The organism is Candidatus Poribacteria bacterium, from assembly GCA_021295755.1.
Taxonomy (GTDB): domain Bacteria; phylum Poribacteria; class WGA-4E; order WGA-4E; family PCPOR2b; genus PCPOR2b.
In genome coordinates, this window is sequence record JAGWBT010000009.1 from 15,793 (window position 1) to 31,068 (window position 15,276).

Consider the following 15,276-nt stretch of genomic DNA (forward strand, 5'->3'; position numbering starts at 1 on the left):
TCAACTTCCAATGTCTGGAACAGACAACATAGAGATTCCAGATCGGCTACTGCAACGTTTAAGCGCAAATGATGCCGGATTTTTGCAGCGGGTTTATTCCGACGGATTGGACAAATATAAGAAACACTTGGCTCGTATCGGTTTCATTGGGGTGGAAAGCATTCTAGATGCAGGTTGCGGATTCGGACAATGGACATTTGCAATAGCACAGACCTCAAAACGGGCTATTGGTGTGGACGTTGATTCAGAACGCTTATCTGTTAGCATTCAACTCGCCTCGATAAATGATGTCAAAAATGTAGAATTTCATCGAGCCAGCTTGGAAGATATGCCCAATTTTGAAGAGACATTCGATGCGGTTTTTTGTTATAGCGTTGTGTATCTAACGGATTACCATAAGGTCTTTAGAAACTTCTTTCGCAGTCTAAAAAAAGGTGGAACCCTATACATCTGTACCAATGGCCCCGGCTGGTATCTCTATAATATTATCGAGGGACCGAATCCGTCGATGGATTTCCGCCCCAGATGGTACGGCATTCAGACTTTCTGGAATACGCTAATCCGCAAACGAAGCGGATTTTCGCGGAGCACCGGTGCCCGTATAATGACCCCTAGTGGCACTAAGCGTGCCTTGAACAAATCTGGATTTGAGGTTGTTGCGCTAGGAGCTGAAGGAACTTTGGCAATTGGTGATGGACAAATCAGCCAACCGGCATCAAATTACAATGCAACATATATGGGACTCGTCAATGTGTTTGAAGTAATTGCTCGTAAGCCCTAATAAAACGAGGAAGTGAGTAGGTGAGTGGGTGAGACAGGGAGTTAATGAACCAGTGAAAAGCATGAACCGTTTTGTTAGTTCACTGGCTCATTAATGAACTAATGTACTAAAATGGCTATGGCTGACATTTTTTTCATCATTGGTTGCGCACGAAGTGGAACAACGGCACTGGTAAAAATACTAAATACCTCCCAGAACGCAACCGTCTTCGTGGAGCAGAAGCCGAACTTGTGCATTGAGGCACGGAATTTATATCGGGGCATATTAAGAGATCCGAAGCAGATCATTCAGGAAGCAAAGTCAGTACCAATTCAAAAGACGTTGTCTAGCGGCCTAAAGTACGGAGACAAAAATCCAAACTATCTACCATTTATTCCATATATCGCTGAACTATGGGATTGCAAATTCCTCTTTCCGGTGCGCGACGGACGGGAGGTTGTACGCTCGTTAATGGACTGGCACGATTTCTATAATCAGAAGTTCTCGCATAGCGGCATTTTTGCCATGAAAGAGGACGATCCAAATTCGCCTGTCGATTCACCTGAACAGGACTGGTGGGATTATAGTCGCCCACGCCCCAATCCCGGCGATCCGTATTTTGAGGGGTGGCAACAACTCTCACGTTTTGAAAAGTGCGCTTGGTACTGGGCAAACTTTAACCAGAAAGCGTTGGAGTCCTTCTCGCAACTAGATAATCAACGCTGGTTACAGGTAGATATGAAGTCGCTGGACCGGTTCAAGATGAGGCACATTTTCGACTTTTTAGGTTTAGACGGATTTAACGCCGATCAGATAGGAGAGATGATAAACGCACGTATTAACTCATTGCAAGAACGGGCAGGCTTATCTGATAAGTTTCCGCGTTGGACTGATTGGACCCAAGGGCAACGAAACGCATTTGATCGGATTGCAGGCGATATGATGCGATGTGTGGTATACTAAGAAGCCTAAGTTCCCATAAATTCCGGTCGCTTGGCAAGAAAGGAAAGCCGCATAAATGCTCTACGTTGAGGTGGTAGGCATCTGTTTCTTGGGTCTCATGACACGTCTGATTTTTCTGCTGCACACAGGCAGCGACCTTGACGCACATCTTTGGCTCACGAAGCTGCGGCGCGACCTAGGAGGCCTGAAGGGTATCGGCAGACACCACGTGAAAGATTCGCTCGTACCCGGAATCAGAGGCTATCCCCCACTACCACACGCCATTATCGCGCAGATTAATCCAAAACACTGGGTGCTAGTTGGCAGGTTAACGAACCTCGTCTTCGACTTAGCGAGTATCGTGTTAGTCTATTTTTTAAGCCACGTTCTGTTTGAGCGTGTTTGGCAGCTATCTTCTGGACAATTTATCTCCGCTGCAGGTGCGGTGACCCTTCTCTATGCAACGAGTCCAAAGCTGCATCCAGTAACCGCTCGATTGCAAGCGATAGGAGGAAGAACACTAGGAAATCTCTTAATTCTGCTCTATTTCACCTGTTTTGGTGTCGGTTATCTGTTTGGAATTCCCTACTTCTACCTGCCTTGTCTTGTCTTAGGAGCGCTGACCGTGCTCTCTTCTCAGTTCGGGATGCAAGTGTTGGTGGTGAATTCGATTGTACTGTCCTGTTTTTACCGAGATTTTGTTCCGTTACTACCGTTGTTGGGGACCTTTGGGCTGTGTATCCTCATTCCACAACTCGGTGTCAGGCAGTTACTATCACGTAAATGGGCACATTACAAGTGGTATTTCACCGCTATAAAGGAAGGTACAACGCCGATAGCAGAAAGGAATAGTTTAAGAGATCTTGTCGCACTACCGGTTTACCTGTTCTCTCGGCCGAGGGAGTTTGGCAGAATAATTTTTACCAAGGCGACACCGGTTATTGTCCTTTATTCGATACCAATTATCCCATTTCTCCTATACTGGTGGCTCTCTTCACCGGATACTTTCACGGCGCTCTTTTCTGATAACGTCATTTGGTATTTAGCTGGACTTACCCTCGCAAGTTTCATCGCCTTTGCTATTACATCTATCAAGTTCGCCCTATTCCTAGGCGAGGCAGAAAGATATCTTGAATATTCGTTAGCCTTTCTCCATCTGATTTTTGTCAGATGTTGCATTGTATTGAAGCAGCCATACGAAATAATCTATATAATCACCCTGATTCACATCGGGTTCGTTTTGGTGAATTCCCTGTATCTAAGTTCGATTAGAATTAGAAACAACCTTTGGCCCTCCAGAGAAACAGATCTTGATGATGTTATCGAATTCTTGAATGGGAGAAGCGAACAGAATATAATTACTATCCCGACAAAACTCAGTTATACTTTGGCTGGGGGCATGGAGGAAACCGATTCTCGTTTTTACTACCCTTCGATGTCGGAACCGGGACGAGGGATGAAGTATATGGGTGAAGATCACCTATATCTCTACTTGATTAAGCCAGACTTTGACCATTTTCGTATCCACTACGGGGTTAATACACTGGTAGCTCAGAAACGAGAGGTAGAACTGGCGGCGAAACGGGGAATCGAATACCCTTTGAGCTCGCTGAAGCTGCTGTATGACAATGAGGGTTATGCGGTCTACAATGTATGATAATAGATCATATAAAAAGAACGATACAACTGGGAAGTATCTATAGCATCGGCAGCATATCTCAAGGTGCGTTATTCGTTTTACTTTTCCCAATCTATACCTCGTTCTTGTCTCCCCACGATTTTGGCATTATTGGGTTGATGTCTATTACGATTAGCCTGCTGACTCGGTTCGTGTCATCACCCATAAATAGTGCCTTTACTCGGTTTTACTATGCACCGGAATATCAAGAAAAAAGTGGTATCTTACTTTTCAATCTATTTTTATGGGCGTTGTTGATAATTACCTGTTGTACGGTTGTATTTTGGAAAATCAGCGAATACCTCGCTGGGATACTTCTACAAGATAGAAATCTCGCTCACCTCCTCAAGATATATGCGTTGATACTGTTTTTACAACCGCTTTCGTCTCTATTTCTGTGCTTGCTTCGTATGTTGGAGAAGGCGAAGTACTTTGTTTTTACATCTATATCAAGCCTGTTGCTCTCTGCGGGTTTGACACTGTATCTGCTCGCTGTTTTGAAGAGGGGAGTCCTGTCACTTATCGTCGGAAACTTGCTCGGTCTGATAGTCACGGTAATCATAGTACTCCCCATTTTTATCAAAAAATCGACCTTTAAGCTATCTCGTTCAGTACTTATTCCACCGCTGAAATACGCTTATCCGCTGTTGTTATCGGAATATTCAAATCTGCTCATCCAATCTGGCGATCGATATGTGTTAAGGATTTTTAACTCTGTTAGCATGGTGGGGCTCTACGCTTTCGGATATCAAATTGCTGGAATCCTTCAGACTGCTTTGGTAACTCCGTTGAAACAGGCTCTTCAACCCATTGTTCTCAAACAGGAAGAGGATCCCGAAGCCATAAGACATTTTCTAAGGGTGGGTGCCACCTATTTCTATCTGGTGGGGTGTGCTGCGTGTCTTCTGATTTCACTTTTCAGTCGAGAGATTTTGATGCTTTTTGCCCGGAAAGAGGCGTTCCGGGCAGCTTGGATCATCGTTCCAATCATCACCTACTCCTACGTGCAGCATGGGCTTGGTAATTTCGTCGGTTGGGGTATGGGACTGATGAAAAAATCGTTCCATGTGTCGGGAATCGTTTTGGTAGCAGCGTTGGTAAATATTGGATTAAACGTTCTCTTTGTCCCCCAATGGAGTATGTTAGGGGCTGCGTTCGCCACCATGCTATCCTACATTGTGTGGAATTGTCTGAAAGCATACTATTCAGCAAAATTCTATGATCTTCACTTTGAGGTTGGAAGACTTTTACATATTACCCTAATCGGATTTGGACTTTACGGACTGTCTTTGTTGGTTGCCAATAATGGGACTATCGGAACTGATGTGGCACTGAAACTCTTGTTCTTTTTGGGGTATCCTCTGATCCTCTGGGGTACAGGTCTCTTTTCGGAAGGCGAAAAGGAATACCTGCTAAAGCCGGTAAAGGGGTTCAAAAAAGTCTATTAAGATGTATTTTATACTCAGAGTGCATCAGAGCGTGGAAGGTAACTATATCTGAATCATCGCCGTTGATAACAGTAGAGGATAACAATGAAAATTGCCATTATGGGTGGCACCTTCAACCCTATCCACTATGCCCATCTGCTGAGCGCGGAGGAGGTGCGTGATGGCTTGGGCTATGATAAGATCCTCTTTATCCCGGCCGCCCGTCCACCCCATAAAGATTCGCGGGACATCATCGATCCGGAACATCGTTATCAAATGACCCTCCTCGCAACCTTGGATAACGCTAATTTCGAGGTGTCACGGATTGAGTTAGATCGCGTCGGTCCGTCTTTTGCTATTCAGACCATCAAAGAGTTACAAACCTTCTACGGAGGAGAATGCGATCTCGCGTTTATCATCGGTGCCGATTCACTCATCGACTTCAAAATCTGGAAGGATTATGATGAGATTCTCAACATCTGTCGCTTTATCGCAACTACACGTCCCAATTATTGCTTGGACAAAGTTCCATCAGATCTTCGAGACCGTGTCCAATACTTTTCAATAACGGGAATTGATATCTCCGCAACCCAGATTCGTGAACGTATCCGATCCGGATGTTCCATTCGATACCTCGTCCCGGTGCCCGTCTGGGAGTATATTGAACGTCATCAGCTATATAGGTAAACCGAAGAACCATATTCTTTGTTCCTATAAAAACTATCGTTAAAAAACTCGTTTTTTGAAGAGGTGAGCGCATAGTTCGCTTCTTCAAGCACAAGGTAGGTGATCTCACGTTGAAACACAAATGTAGTGTCTGTGGAACAGTTTCCGAATTTAATTACAAACCCGGTGGGAAACTACCGCCAAACTTTCCCTTCTGTAGTGCGCGTTGTAAGGCAATAGATCTCGGTAAGTGGTTCAGCGAGGATTATCGGATCAGTGCGCCACTGCCGAATGCCGACCTGATGGCAGATGAAGAAAAAGAAGCACTTGCACAGTTTCTGCTTGAGGCGGGAGAAGTGGACGAAATTACAAATGAAGAAGAATAACGACGACATCGAAAGAGCAGCGCTGCTTGCAGAACCGAAAGCCGTTGAGATTGAAAAATATCTCAAATCCAAACTAACGCCAGAGCGGTATACACACGTCCTATCTGTTCGAGAGTTGGCACTCGATTTGGCTGAGAGATATGGAGCGGATCCGCGGAAAGTAAATCTTGCTGTCCTTCTACACGATTGTGCGAAGTGGATGCGGACTTCAGAGCAGTATGAAGCGGCGGCAAGTCACAAGATTCAACTTGATGAAGTCGAGCGCCACAACCCGTCGCTCTTGCACGCGCTCATCGGGGTAGAGTTCGCTGTTTCGCACTTCGACGTTGATAACTCTGAAATCCTCAATGCCATCCGAATCCATACAACCGGATCCGGTAAGATGACACTTATTGATAAAATCCTGTATGTCGCGGACTTTGCCGAACCTAAGCGCAACCACGCGGAAGCACATGCTGTGCGTGAGCTTGCCTATCAAGATCTGAACAAAGCCGTTTTTGAAGTCAGTCGTTACAAAATTGAACACCTCCTCGCCAAAGGTGTCGTCATTCACCCACATACAATAGATGCCTATAACAGCGCCCTCCGGGAAATCAGCGAACTAACGCACAAACAGTGAACTAGCGTTATTCGTGGTATCCAGCTATTCGTGCAATTCATAGTTCTAACTCTAGGCACTTCTTCAAGGAGGAATAACATGCAAGAAAACACACTGGAAATGGTACAAGCCGCTGCTGCTACCGCCTTGAGCCGACGGGCTCGTAATGCGGTTATCCTTGATTTAAGACAGTTACCCTCGTTTACAACCTTTTTTGTCATCTGTAGTGGCGTCTCGGATACGCAGGTCGAAGGTATATCCGAAGCTGTGCGAGATGAACTAGAAGACAACTGGAATGAACGTCCTTGGCATCGAGAAGGGGGACGTGATGCAGATTGGGTTTTGCTAGACTATGTTGATTTTGTGGTACATATTTTTCTCGAAGAGAAACGAGAATACTATAACCTCGAACGTCTTTGGGCTGACGCTCCACAGATTGAAGTTCCTGATGTGGAAGCTATTGATGAATATGAGGAAGATGCAGAAGCATATGACGAACTTGACGATTACGAATTCGATGATGAAAGCTTGTTCCCTTCCGAATCTAGCGAAGAAAAATAGGAGGGAAGGATGTTGATCAACAGTATCAAAACTGAAATTTTAACCGCAGTAGGGGCTGCCTGTCAAAACCGATTTGGACAAAAACCGGAAGCACTCAAATTGGGGTATCCACCGCAGGTCGAATTGGGAGACTTTACGGTGGAGTGTTTTCCGTTGGCAAAACAGTTTCGGCAAAACCCAGCCCGGATTGCTCAAGCGATTGCAGCCGAAATAGAACCAAGTGAATCGATCCAATGGGTGAAGGCAGTTGGTCCCTATTTGAACGTTAAAATTTACAATCACGTCCTATTTGGCGGTGTATGTGATGAAATTGTGCGACAGGGGGAGCGCCTTGGAAATACTGATATAGGTCAGGGACAACGGGTGATGGTCGAATACCTCTCTCCCAACACCAACAAACCCTTACACTTAGGACACATTCGCAACGGTGTCCTCGGAATGGGGGTGTCAAACCTACTTGAAGCGACAGGGTATACAGTGATTAAGGCAAACCTTGTAAATGACCGTGGTGTTCACATTTGCAAATCGATGCTTGCTTGGCAGAAGTGGGGAAATGGTGGAACTCCAGAGAAGATCAGCACAAAGGGCGATCACTTTGTTGGAAATTGGTATGTCCGCTACGCACAGGAGGAAGATAAGCATCCAGATCTGGAACAAGAGACGCAGACAATGCTTCGGAAATGGGAATCCGGTGATTCGGAAACACTCAAACTCTGGGAGATGATGAACGGGTGGGTTTACGATGGGTTCGCCGAAACCTACCAAAAACTCGGTCTGGAATTTGACGCTTTCTACTACGAGTCCCAAACTTACAATCTTGGCAAAGACCTCATCCAAACCGGTTTGGAGAAAGGTGCCTTCGGCGTGGCTGAAGACGGTGCCGTGATTGCCCAATTGCCTGTCGATGAATTCGGCACACAAAGGGATGGAAGTCAGAAGGTGGAGACGCTGCTCCGTAGCGACGGCACCAGTGTATACATCACACAGGACCTGGGAACTGCAAAGATGAAGTTTGACGAGCATCAACTCGATAGTTCCATCTATGTCGTCGGCTCAGAGCAAAACTACCATTTCCAGTGCCTATTCAAACTGCTTGATATGCTCGGTTTTGAATGGGCACCTGAATGTTATCATCTATCGTACGGCATGGTGAATCTGCCAGAAGGAAGAATGAAATCGCGTGAGGGAACAGTGATTGATGCCGATGATCTCATTGAGGAGATGTTCCAGCTTGCCGCAGATGAAATTCGGCAGCGCGACTCGGAGGGTGAGTTGTCGGACGAGGAGGTTCAAAAACGCGCTTTCGCCATCGGGATGGCAGCAATTAAATTCTATCTGCTGCGTGTCCGCCCTGAACTCACCATCAACTTTGATCCAAAAGAGTCTATATCCTTTGATGGCTTTACCGGGCCCTACTGCCAGTATGCTTACGCGCGTTGTGCTAGTATCCTGCGAAGGGCACAAACCCAAGATCTTACCACAGTTGAACCAGATTTTTCACTGCTCGGAAACGAAGAAGAATTGCAGCTGATCCGTGCGCTGATCCAGTTCCCTGAAGTTGTGGAAGAAGCCGCTCGTGATCTCTCCCCCGCTCGTGTCTGTAATCATCTGTTCATCGTCGCGCAAAATGTTAATCAATTCTACCACAAGCACCCCGTACTTTCTGCCGAAAGTCCGCTGTTGATCAAAGCGCGATTGGCACTGATAAACGCCTCAGCAGCTGTTATTAAAAAAGCCCTAGCCCTGCTGGGGATCGAAACGCTTGAGGAGATGTAGACCATGAAACAAGGAGACGAACAAAGATGATTCGACGCGTTGAAGTCTTGAACTACCGTTGCCTGCGCTATGTCAGTCAACCATTACAAGATTTTCATGTGCTTGTAGGTCCGAACGCATCCGGGAAAAGTACTTTTCTTGATGTTTTAGGCCTGGTGCGAGATCTCCTCACACGGGGGCTTGATGATGCCATCCTTGCGCGTGAAGATCTCATTGAATCAGTCGGCAGAGCGAGGCGTGTAGATGAACTTATCTTCAATCAGATAGCAGACCGGTTTGAGTTGGCAATTGAGTTGGAGATTCCCGACGAATTACGCAAATCTACAGAGAACAATCGTTATCAAACTGCGCGATATGAACTTGCAATTGGAAAAGATTCGGAGAGCGGTGAATTAACAATCGTCAACGAGACACTGTGGCTTTGTCCAGAGCCGGTGTCGCGTGCTACTCTTTACGCCTCACTTTTTCCTAATGAATCTGTCCCACCAGCAAGTGTGTTGACAGAGCGTGCCGGAAAAGGATGGTATAAGGTCATCAGTAAGTCAGAGAGTGGCCACCATACTTTCAATTCGGAAACCAGAATATCGAGCACGAGTAGTGCCCTACGAGTTGGTTTCCGCAAATCTGCACTAGCTAATTTACCTCAAGATGAAAAGCATTTTCCTGTTGCCTTGTGGGTACAGAATCTACTTATGGAAGGCATCCATGTGTTGGCACTTAACAGTGCTGTTATGCGTCGTCCTTCGAGCCCTTCCGTCCAGCGCGCATTTCGCACGGATGGCTCAAATCTTCCACTTGTTGTTAGAGATCTTCGTAACAATCGTGAGAAGGATTTCAAAGACTGGTTGGAACATCTTCGCACCGTATTGCCCGACCTGCAAACGATTGATTTCGTTGAACGCGAAGAGGATCGCCATCTGTATCTCAATGTGCATTACTCAAACTTAGAACACCCTATCCCCTCATGGCTGCTGTCTGATGGTACGCTACGTCTGTTCGCTCTCACCCTGCTGGCGTATTTACCGAACAATCAGGAGATATACCTAATTGAGGAAGTGGAGAACGGGATACATCCCCGCGCTATTGAGGCGATTTTTGAATCACTTTCATCGGTGTATGACGGTCAGGTCTTGCTGGCAACGCATTCCCCATTGATTGTTGGACTCACTGAGCGGGAACAAATTCTCTGTTTCGCCAAACACCCCTCCGGTGCGACTTCAATTGTGAGTGGCAGTGAGCATCCAAAGTTAAAAGATTGGCGAGGACAGGTCGATTTGGAAACGTTATATGCGGCAGGAGTTTTGGGATGAGAAAGACAGAGCAGGAACGGAAAGATCTAGTCGTCTTAGTTGCAGATAGCCATCAAGAGCAAACCGTTACGACGTTGCTGATTGAACGATGGAAAGCTTTAGGCATTCGCCAGCTTGTTAGCAATGCTGATTTTGACATTTACTCTCTTCGAAACGATCCGGGAGTATTCAAGGAAGCTGGAAGTTTTCTATCCATCTTTGCTCAACAGTATGAGCATGCCTTAGTGCTAATTGATGTGAAATGGGAGGGAGGTCCCGCAAATGCAGAGAAGATCGAGAAAAAAATTCAAGACGATTTGAACATCAACGGCTGGAAGGGTCAAAGTGCTGTTATTGCGATTGATCCAGAACTCGAAAGCTGGGTATGGAGTACGTCGTCTCACGTGTCCGGAATAGTCGGAATGGATAGGGAGAAAATAAAAGTTTTGGGAAATCAAAAAGGTTACTGGCAAGCGGGACAAACTAAACCTTCTCGCCCAAAAGAGCTTTTGAAGGAAGTCCTACATCGCACCGAAACAAAGTACTCCCGCGCGCTGTATGGACAATTAGCCCGCAAAGTAAGCTTGAGAAGGTGCCAAGACAGTTCTTTCCGTTACTTCCGCGAAGTTCTGCAAGGGTGGTTTCCCGCATAAAAATCGCCATCTCAAAAGGAGAATCTAACTCATGAAAACAGACAACGCAACAAAACCAAACAAACCCGTTATCATCTACGATGGAGAGTGCAATTTCTGCTTGAGCGGTATCCGTCGAATTCAGAACAAGGATCAAGCGAATCAATTTGCCTATACCCCCAGACAAGCCCCCGATCTCTACGCACAATACCCACAACTTGAAGCCATCGAATCCAAGGAAGGGATGCGGTTCGTTGACGCAAGCGGGAAGGTCTATTGCGGAGCGGACACCATCTACCAGATTTATAAGCGGCTTGGTAGGTATCGCTATATCACATGGCTCTACCTTGTGCCCATCATTCGGACGCTGCTGAAGGGGGCATACCTGATTATCGCGAAGAATCGGTCACGTTTGAGCAAATTGGACTGTGAATCTGAAACCTGTTCTACTGAATGAGGCTGACATGAAAATTAAAGCAATCGAAACCCATACTGTGGATGTCAACCATCGTGGCGATTGGGTCTTTGTCAAAATCCATGCTGAAGATGGTTCGACGGGCATCGGCGAGGCCTCCCACGGTCACGATGGACGTGTGGTGCAAATTATCGAAGGGCTTAACTCCGCTCTCATCGGTCAGAATATCTTCCAAATTGAGGACTTCCATCGCCGGCTTTATCATGAGCTCGAAGGACGAGCCTATCATACAGCAGTCAGCGGAGTTGAACACGCGCTCTGGGATCTCGTCGGCAAGGCGTTGAACGCGCCCATTTATCAACTCTTGGGTGGCAGATGTCGGGGGGAGATTCGTCTCTATGCCAACATCAACCGTGCAACTGTGAACCGAACCCCCGAAGGCTTCGCACAAAACGCCCAAAAAGCGGTTGAAGAAGGGTTTACAGCAGTTAAGTGCGCTCCCTTTGACGATGTTTCCACGCGAGACATATCACATGGCACTCTGACACCTGCGATACGGACAGGGATTGAACGTATCCGCCGTATCCGCGAAACCATCGGACCTGACATTGATTTGATGGTCGATTGTCATAGCCGTTTCAATCCGGGTTTGATTGTCCAGGCAGCAAAAGCCCTTGATGACCTGCATCTTTTCTGGCTTGAAGATCCGATTCCTATGACAAATCTGGATGCCCTTTCCCACGTCAGCCAGTCCACCTCAATGCCAATCGCAACCGGAGAGCAGTTACGAACCAAAGCCGCGTTTCAAAGGCTGCTGGAAAAGCGTGCTGCTGATTATATCCTGCCAGACGTGAAGCATGTTGGCGGTATCTTGGAATTGAAAAAGATTGCGGCGATGGCAGAAGCAGCGGACGTGATGATGACCCCGCATAACCCAAGCGGTCCGGTTGCAACCGCAGCAAGCGTGCAGTGTATGGCAACTGTGCCGAACTTTGCAATCCTAGAGTACGCATGGGGTGAAGTAGAATGGCGGGAGGAACTCCTTAACCCGCCGGAGCAGGTAGTTGCCGGATATATCGAACTTTCCGATCGCCCCGGTCTAGGGATTGATCTCGTGATGCGTGAAACGTAAAACGCAGGACATCATTTGACGAAGGAGAAATCGATGATAGAATTGCCGCAATATGATTGTGTTCGGATTGATGATGAAATAAAAATTGATGGCACGCTCACAGATGCTGCGTGGGAATCAGCCGATGTCATTGAATTGCTGACAACGGATACCGGCGAAAAACCGCGCCAACCAACTGAGGCTCGGCTGCTCTGGAATAGCGAATACCTCTACGTCGGTTTTCTGTGTTATGACCAAGATATCTGGGGAACGATCCGCGAGCGTGATGGGAATATCTATGACGAGGAGGTCGTCGAAGTTTTTCTTGATCCGGACTGCGATCTCCGAACATACATTGAACTTGAGGTGAGTCCCATCAACACGTTGTTTGATGCTTTCGTCGTCAACGGTAAATCGCATGGACAGGAGATGCACGTGCTGCGCGATTGGGATAGCGAAACATTACAACACGCTGTTTCCGTCGATGGCATAGCAAAAACGAGCTCCCCCGCTGACAGAGGAGCTATCAGTCCCCCGGATACATCTTGGTCATGTGAGATTGCTGTCCCATTCAAGGATTTACTGACCGCCCCAAATATCCCACCGAAAGCGGGAGATGTCTGGCGCATGAACCTGTATCGGATTGATCGCGGGCGAGCGGAAGCCGAGGACGAATACACCGCATGGTCACCAACCCAAAAGATCGATTATCATCGCCCACAACATTTTGGTTCTCTGCGGTTCGTTGAAAAACAATAGACTTACGCACTCCAGATTGTAGTTGCCCGATTCATCGAGCGTTGGCAACGGTGTCTAGCGGCGATGAATCGCCGAACTACAGGACTTTGACCGTTCAACTGCGTAAGTTCTATGAATAAAAAAACAGGAGGAAACAAATGTCGAATTACGATGTGGAAATGCGTTTGAACATAAAGACACCGATGCGCGATGGAGTCAATCTCTCATCAGATATCTATCTTCCAAAAGCGCAGGGGAAGTTTCCGACGGTGTTGATGCGCACGCCCTATAGTAACAACATGGACACAATGATCGAAAAAGCGCGTCAACTGGCGAACAACGGCTATGCCTGTGTGATTCAGGATGTACGAGGTCGCTGGGATTCAGATGGCGAGCATTATCCTTTTGCGAATCACGGTCCAGATGGCTACGACACTCAGGAGTGGATTGGTCAGCAGGAGTGGTGTAACGGAAAAATCGGTATGGCGGGCGGATCATATGTGGGATTGGTGCAGTGGCAGAGCGCCCCCCACCGCAGCGAGTTTCTGACCTGTATGGTGCCTCGCGTCATCTGTAATGACTTTTATACCGGATTGGTCTACCCCGGTGGAGCATTCCAACTCAATGTGCTGATGACGTGGGGGATGCGTACCAACGGACGGACTGCCCAGAGCATTGAATATCACCACTGGACAGAGGCATTCCGAAAACTGCCGCTTATCGAGATGGACGAACTCGCTGGGCGCAAACTTCAGTTCTGGAAGGACTGGATTGAACACGCAGCCTACGATGACTATTGGGATGCAACTAACGTTGAGACAAAATGGGGCGAGATTGATGCCCCTGCGTTCAACATGGGTGGCTGGTACGACCTTTACGCACAACATACCTTTATCAATTTCAACGGCTTGCGTCAGGGCGGACGCACCCCGGAATCTCGGCAAAGCAAACTCATCGTTGGACCGTGGCCCCACTCCCTGAGTGCCTCCACCCAGACGGGCGATATCGACTTCGGCGCACCTTCGATGGCTGACCTAGACGGGGAGGAACTTCGCTGGTTCGATTACTGGCTCAAGGGAATTGATAACGGAATCGTCGATGAACCCCCATTGCGACTGTTTATCATGGGGATCAACGAGTGGCACGATGAGCATGAGTGGCCCCTTGCACGGACGCAGTGGCAGAAATGGTATCTCCACTCAAATGGCAAAGCAAACTCTGTGCTCGGTGATGGGGAACTATCCACCGAAGTTCCAGCGCATGAGCCGACGGATCACTTCGTTTACGACCCGCACTATCCGGTCCAAACGATAGGCGGTAACAACTGCTGTTCACCTCACATCGTCCCGTGGGGACCATACGATCAACGTCCGGCTGAGATGCGTGGCGATGTGCTCTGCTATACCAGTGAACCGATGGCAGAGGACATGGAGGTGACGGGACCAATTAAGGTGGTTCTCTACGCTGCGACCGACGGGCTGGACACCGACTGGACGGCGAAACTTGTGGATGTCTCACCAACGGGTTACGCGATGAACCTGTGCGACGGGATTATTCGCGCCCGATACCGCGAAAGCTTTACTAACCCGATGCTCCTTGAACCGAACACAGTTTATGAGTACGAAATTGACGTTGCGGTCACCGGAAACGTTTTCCAAAAGGGGCATTGCATCCGCGTAGAAATCTCCTCCTCTAACTTCCCGCGCTTTGATCGCAATCCGAACACCGGAAACACGTTAGGGGTTGATGCAGAGATGCGATCAGCACAGCAAACGGTCTATCATTCGAGTCAATATCCGTCGCATATTCTGCTTCCGGTTATTCCGACGAAGTGACGAGTGGTGGCGCACTGTTCTTTTTTATCGTACTGGGAAGAAATTGAAAACTGAATAGGTTAAAAGGACGGGGACTTTCGCGCGAGGATTTTTGAAGGGTAAAGAAATAAGAAAATCACTTTAATGCGTGAGGAGAACTTCAAACATGACCACTTTCGAGCAACATGTTCGGGCAAGAACCCCTACTAGAGAAGAGATCGATCACTTCCTCGATCCGGAAAAACTCTCGTGGGGTCAATTCGATCCGGAAGTCGGATATATCCTCGGCAACTATCTGCCCCAAGATGGAATCGACAACAGCGTTACCATTAACACCGTTCAAAAAAACGGAACTCGCAGCGCAGCCCTGTACGCCGATCGGGCCCGTCGCATCAACACCTATGGCAACAGTTTCACCCAAGGTGCCCAGGTGAGCGACGAAGAGACTTGGCAGGAATACTTAGCCGCACACCTAGGCGAACC

At 47.6% G+C, this 15,276-nt stretch carries 16 protein-coding genes; all 16 read left to right on the plus strand.

Annotated features, from left to right (window positions below):
* The first annotated feature begins 10 nt into the window (after positions 1-10).
* A complete protein-coding gene (locus J4G02_02325; GenBank protein ID MCE2393432.1) occupies positions 11-781 on the plus strand; it encodes a class I SAM-dependent methyltransferase in 771 nt (256 codons plus the stop codon).
* Positions 782-898: 117 nt separating this feature from the next.
* Positions 899-1,723 (plus strand): hypothetical protein, encoded by an 825-nt coding sequence (locus J4G02_02330; protein MCE2393433.1) that lies wholly within the window; start codon positions 899-901, stop codon positions 1,721-1,723.
* Positions 1,724-1,778: 55 nt separating this feature from the next.
* Entirely contained in the window at positions 1,779-3,359 is a 1,581-nt protein-coding gene (locus J4G02_02335) for a hypothetical protein (protein ID MCE2393434.1), read from the plus strand.
* The gene (locus J4G02_02340) at positions 3,356-4,828 is read left to right on the plus strand and encodes an oligosaccharide flippase family protein (GenBank protein MCE2393435.1); all 1,473 of its coding nucleotides are present in this window, start codon (positions 3,356-3,358) and stop codon (positions 4,826-4,828) included. The genes J4G02_02335 and J4G02_02340 overlap by 4 nt, the downstream gene beginning before the upstream one ends.
* 84 nt (positions 4,829-4,912) lie before the next feature.
* Positions 4,913-5,494, plus strand: a complete 582-nt coding sequence (gene nadD, locus J4G02_02345) for a nicotinate-nucleotide adenylyltransferase (GenBank protein MCE2393436.1) — start codon at positions 4,913-4,915, stop codon at positions 5,492-5,494.
* A 110-nt stretch (positions 5,495-5,604) separates the two neighbouring features.
* A complete protein-coding gene (gene yacG / locus J4G02_02350) occupies positions 5,605-5,859 on the plus strand; it encodes a DNA gyrase inhibitor YacG (protein MCE2393437.1) in 255 nt (84 codons plus the stop codon).
* Positions 5,846-6,478 carry a bis(5'-nucleosyl)-tetraphosphatase (symmetrical) YqeK gene (gene yqeK / locus J4G02_02355; protein MCE2393438.1) on the plus strand — a complete coding sequence of 211 codons (633 nt, stop codon included), beginning with the start codon at positions 5,846-5,848 and terminating at the stop codon, positions 6,476-6,478. Before yacG ends, yqeK begins: the two co-directional genes overlap by 14 nt.
* Before the next feature lie 99 nt (positions 6,479-6,577).
* Positions 6,578-7,018 carry a ribosome silencing factor gene (gene rsfS, locus J4G02_02360; protein ID MCE2393439.1) on the plus strand — a complete coding sequence of 147 codons (441 nt, stop codon included), beginning with the start codon at positions 6,578-6,580 and terminating at the stop codon, positions 7,016-7,018.
* 9 nt (positions 7,019-7,027) lie between these two features.
* A complete protein-coding gene (argS, locus tag J4G02_02365) occupies positions 7,028-8,794 on the plus strand; it encodes an arginine--tRNA ligase (protein ID MCE2393440.1) in 1,767 nt (588 codons plus the stop codon).
* A 26-nt stretch (positions 8,795-8,820) separates the two neighbouring features.
* Positions 8,821-10,104 carry an ATP-binding protein gene (locus tag J4G02_02370; GenBank protein ID MCE2393441.1) on the plus strand — a complete coding sequence of 428 codons (1,284 nt, stop codon included), beginning with the start codon at positions 8,821-8,823 and terminating at the stop codon, positions 10,102-10,104.
* Positions 10,101-10,736: a hypothetical protein gene (locus tag J4G02_02375; GenBank protein MCE2393442.1), complete on the plus strand. Its 636-nt coding sequence runs from the start codon at positions 10,101-10,103 to the stop codon at positions 10,734-10,736. The genes J4G02_02370 and J4G02_02375 overlap by 4 nt, the downstream gene beginning before the upstream one ends.
* A gap of 31 nt (positions 10,737-10,767) precedes the next feature.
* Positions 10,768-11,172: a DUF393 domain-containing protein gene (locus J4G02_02380; GenBank protein MCE2393443.1), complete on the plus strand. Its 405-nt coding sequence runs from the start codon at positions 10,768-10,770 to the stop codon at positions 11,170-11,172.
* A gap of 7 nt (positions 11,173-11,179) precedes the next feature.
* A complete protein-coding gene (locus tag J4G02_02385) occupies positions 11,180-12,262 on the plus strand; it encodes a mandelate racemase/muconate lactonizing enzyme family protein (GenBank protein ID MCE2393444.1) in 1,083 nt (360 codons plus the stop codon).
* A 33-nt stretch (positions 12,263-12,295) separates the two neighbouring features.
* Complete coding sequence (locus J4G02_02390; GenBank protein ID MCE2393445.1) at positions 12,296-13,000, plus strand: carbohydrate-binding family 9-like protein; 705 nt, start codon at positions 12,296-12,298, stop codon at positions 12,998-13,000.
* A 137-nt stretch (positions 13,001-13,137) separates the two neighbouring features.
* Positions 13,138-14,814: a CocE/NonD family hydrolase gene (locus J4G02_02395; GenBank protein MCE2393446.1), complete on the plus strand. Its 1,677-nt coding sequence runs from the start codon at positions 13,138-13,140 to the stop codon at positions 14,812-14,814.
* Positions 14,815-14,959: 145 nt separating this feature from the next.
* The coding region (locus J4G02_02400; protein MCE2393447.1) for a hypothetical protein at positions 14,960-15,276 on the plus strand (317 nt) is incomplete at its 3' end.

What these genes read in the sequence shown, in the direction of transcription:
- J4G02_02325 (MCE2393432.1), top strand. Translation starts at nt 11, where the DNA reads ATGTCTGGAACAGACAACATAGAGATTCCAGATCGGCTACTGCAACGT.
- J4G02_02330 (MCE2393433.1), top strand. Translation starts at nt 899, where the DNA reads ATGGCTGACATTTTTTTCATCATTGGTTGCGCACGAAGTGGAACAACG.
- J4G02_02335 (MCE2393434.1), top strand. Translation starts at nt 1,779, where the DNA reads ATGCTCTACGTTGAGGTGGTAGGCATCTGTTTCTTGGGTCTCATGACA.
- J4G02_02340 (MCE2393435.1), top strand. Translation starts at nt 3,356, where the DNA reads ATGATAATAGATCATATAAAAAGAACGATACAACTGGGAAGTATCTAT.
- nadD (MCE2393436.1), top strand. Translation starts at nt 4,913, where the DNA reads ATGAAAATTGCCATTATGGGTGGCACCTTCAACCCTATCCACTATGCC.
- yqeK (MCE2393438.1), top strand. Translation starts at nt 5,846, where the DNA reads ATGAAGAAGAATAACGACGACATCGAAAGAGCAGCGCTGCTTGCAGAA.
- rsfS (MCE2393439.1), top strand. Translation starts at nt 6,578, where the DNA reads ATGGTACAAGCCGCTGCTGCTACCGCCTTGAGCCGACGGGCTCGTAAT.
- argS (MCE2393440.1), top strand. Translation starts at nt 7,028, where the DNA reads ATGTTGATCAACAGTATCAAAACTGAAATTTTAACCGCAGTAGGGGCT.
- J4G02_02370 (MCE2393441.1), top strand. Translation starts at nt 8,821, where the DNA reads ATGATTCGACGCGTTGAAGTCTTGAACTACCGTTGCCTGCGCTATGTC.
- J4G02_02375 (MCE2393442.1), top strand. Translation starts at nt 10,101, where the DNA reads ATGAGAAAGACAGAGCAGGAACGGAAAGATCTAGTCGTCTTAGTTGCA.
- J4G02_02380 (MCE2393443.1), top strand. Translation starts at nt 10,768, where the DNA reads ATGAAAACAGACAACGCAACAAAACCAAACAAACCCGTTATCATCTAC.
- J4G02_02385 (MCE2393444.1), top strand. Translation starts at nt 11,180, where the DNA reads ATGAAAATTAAAGCAATCGAAACCCATACTGTGGATGTCAACCATCGT.
- J4G02_02390 (MCE2393445.1), top strand. Translation starts at nt 12,296, where the DNA reads ATGATAGAATTGCCGCAATATGATTGTGTTCGGATTGATGATGAAATA.
- J4G02_02395 (MCE2393446.1), top strand. Translation starts at nt 13,138, where the DNA reads ATGTCGAATTACGATGTGGAAATGCGTTTGAACATAAAGACACCGATG.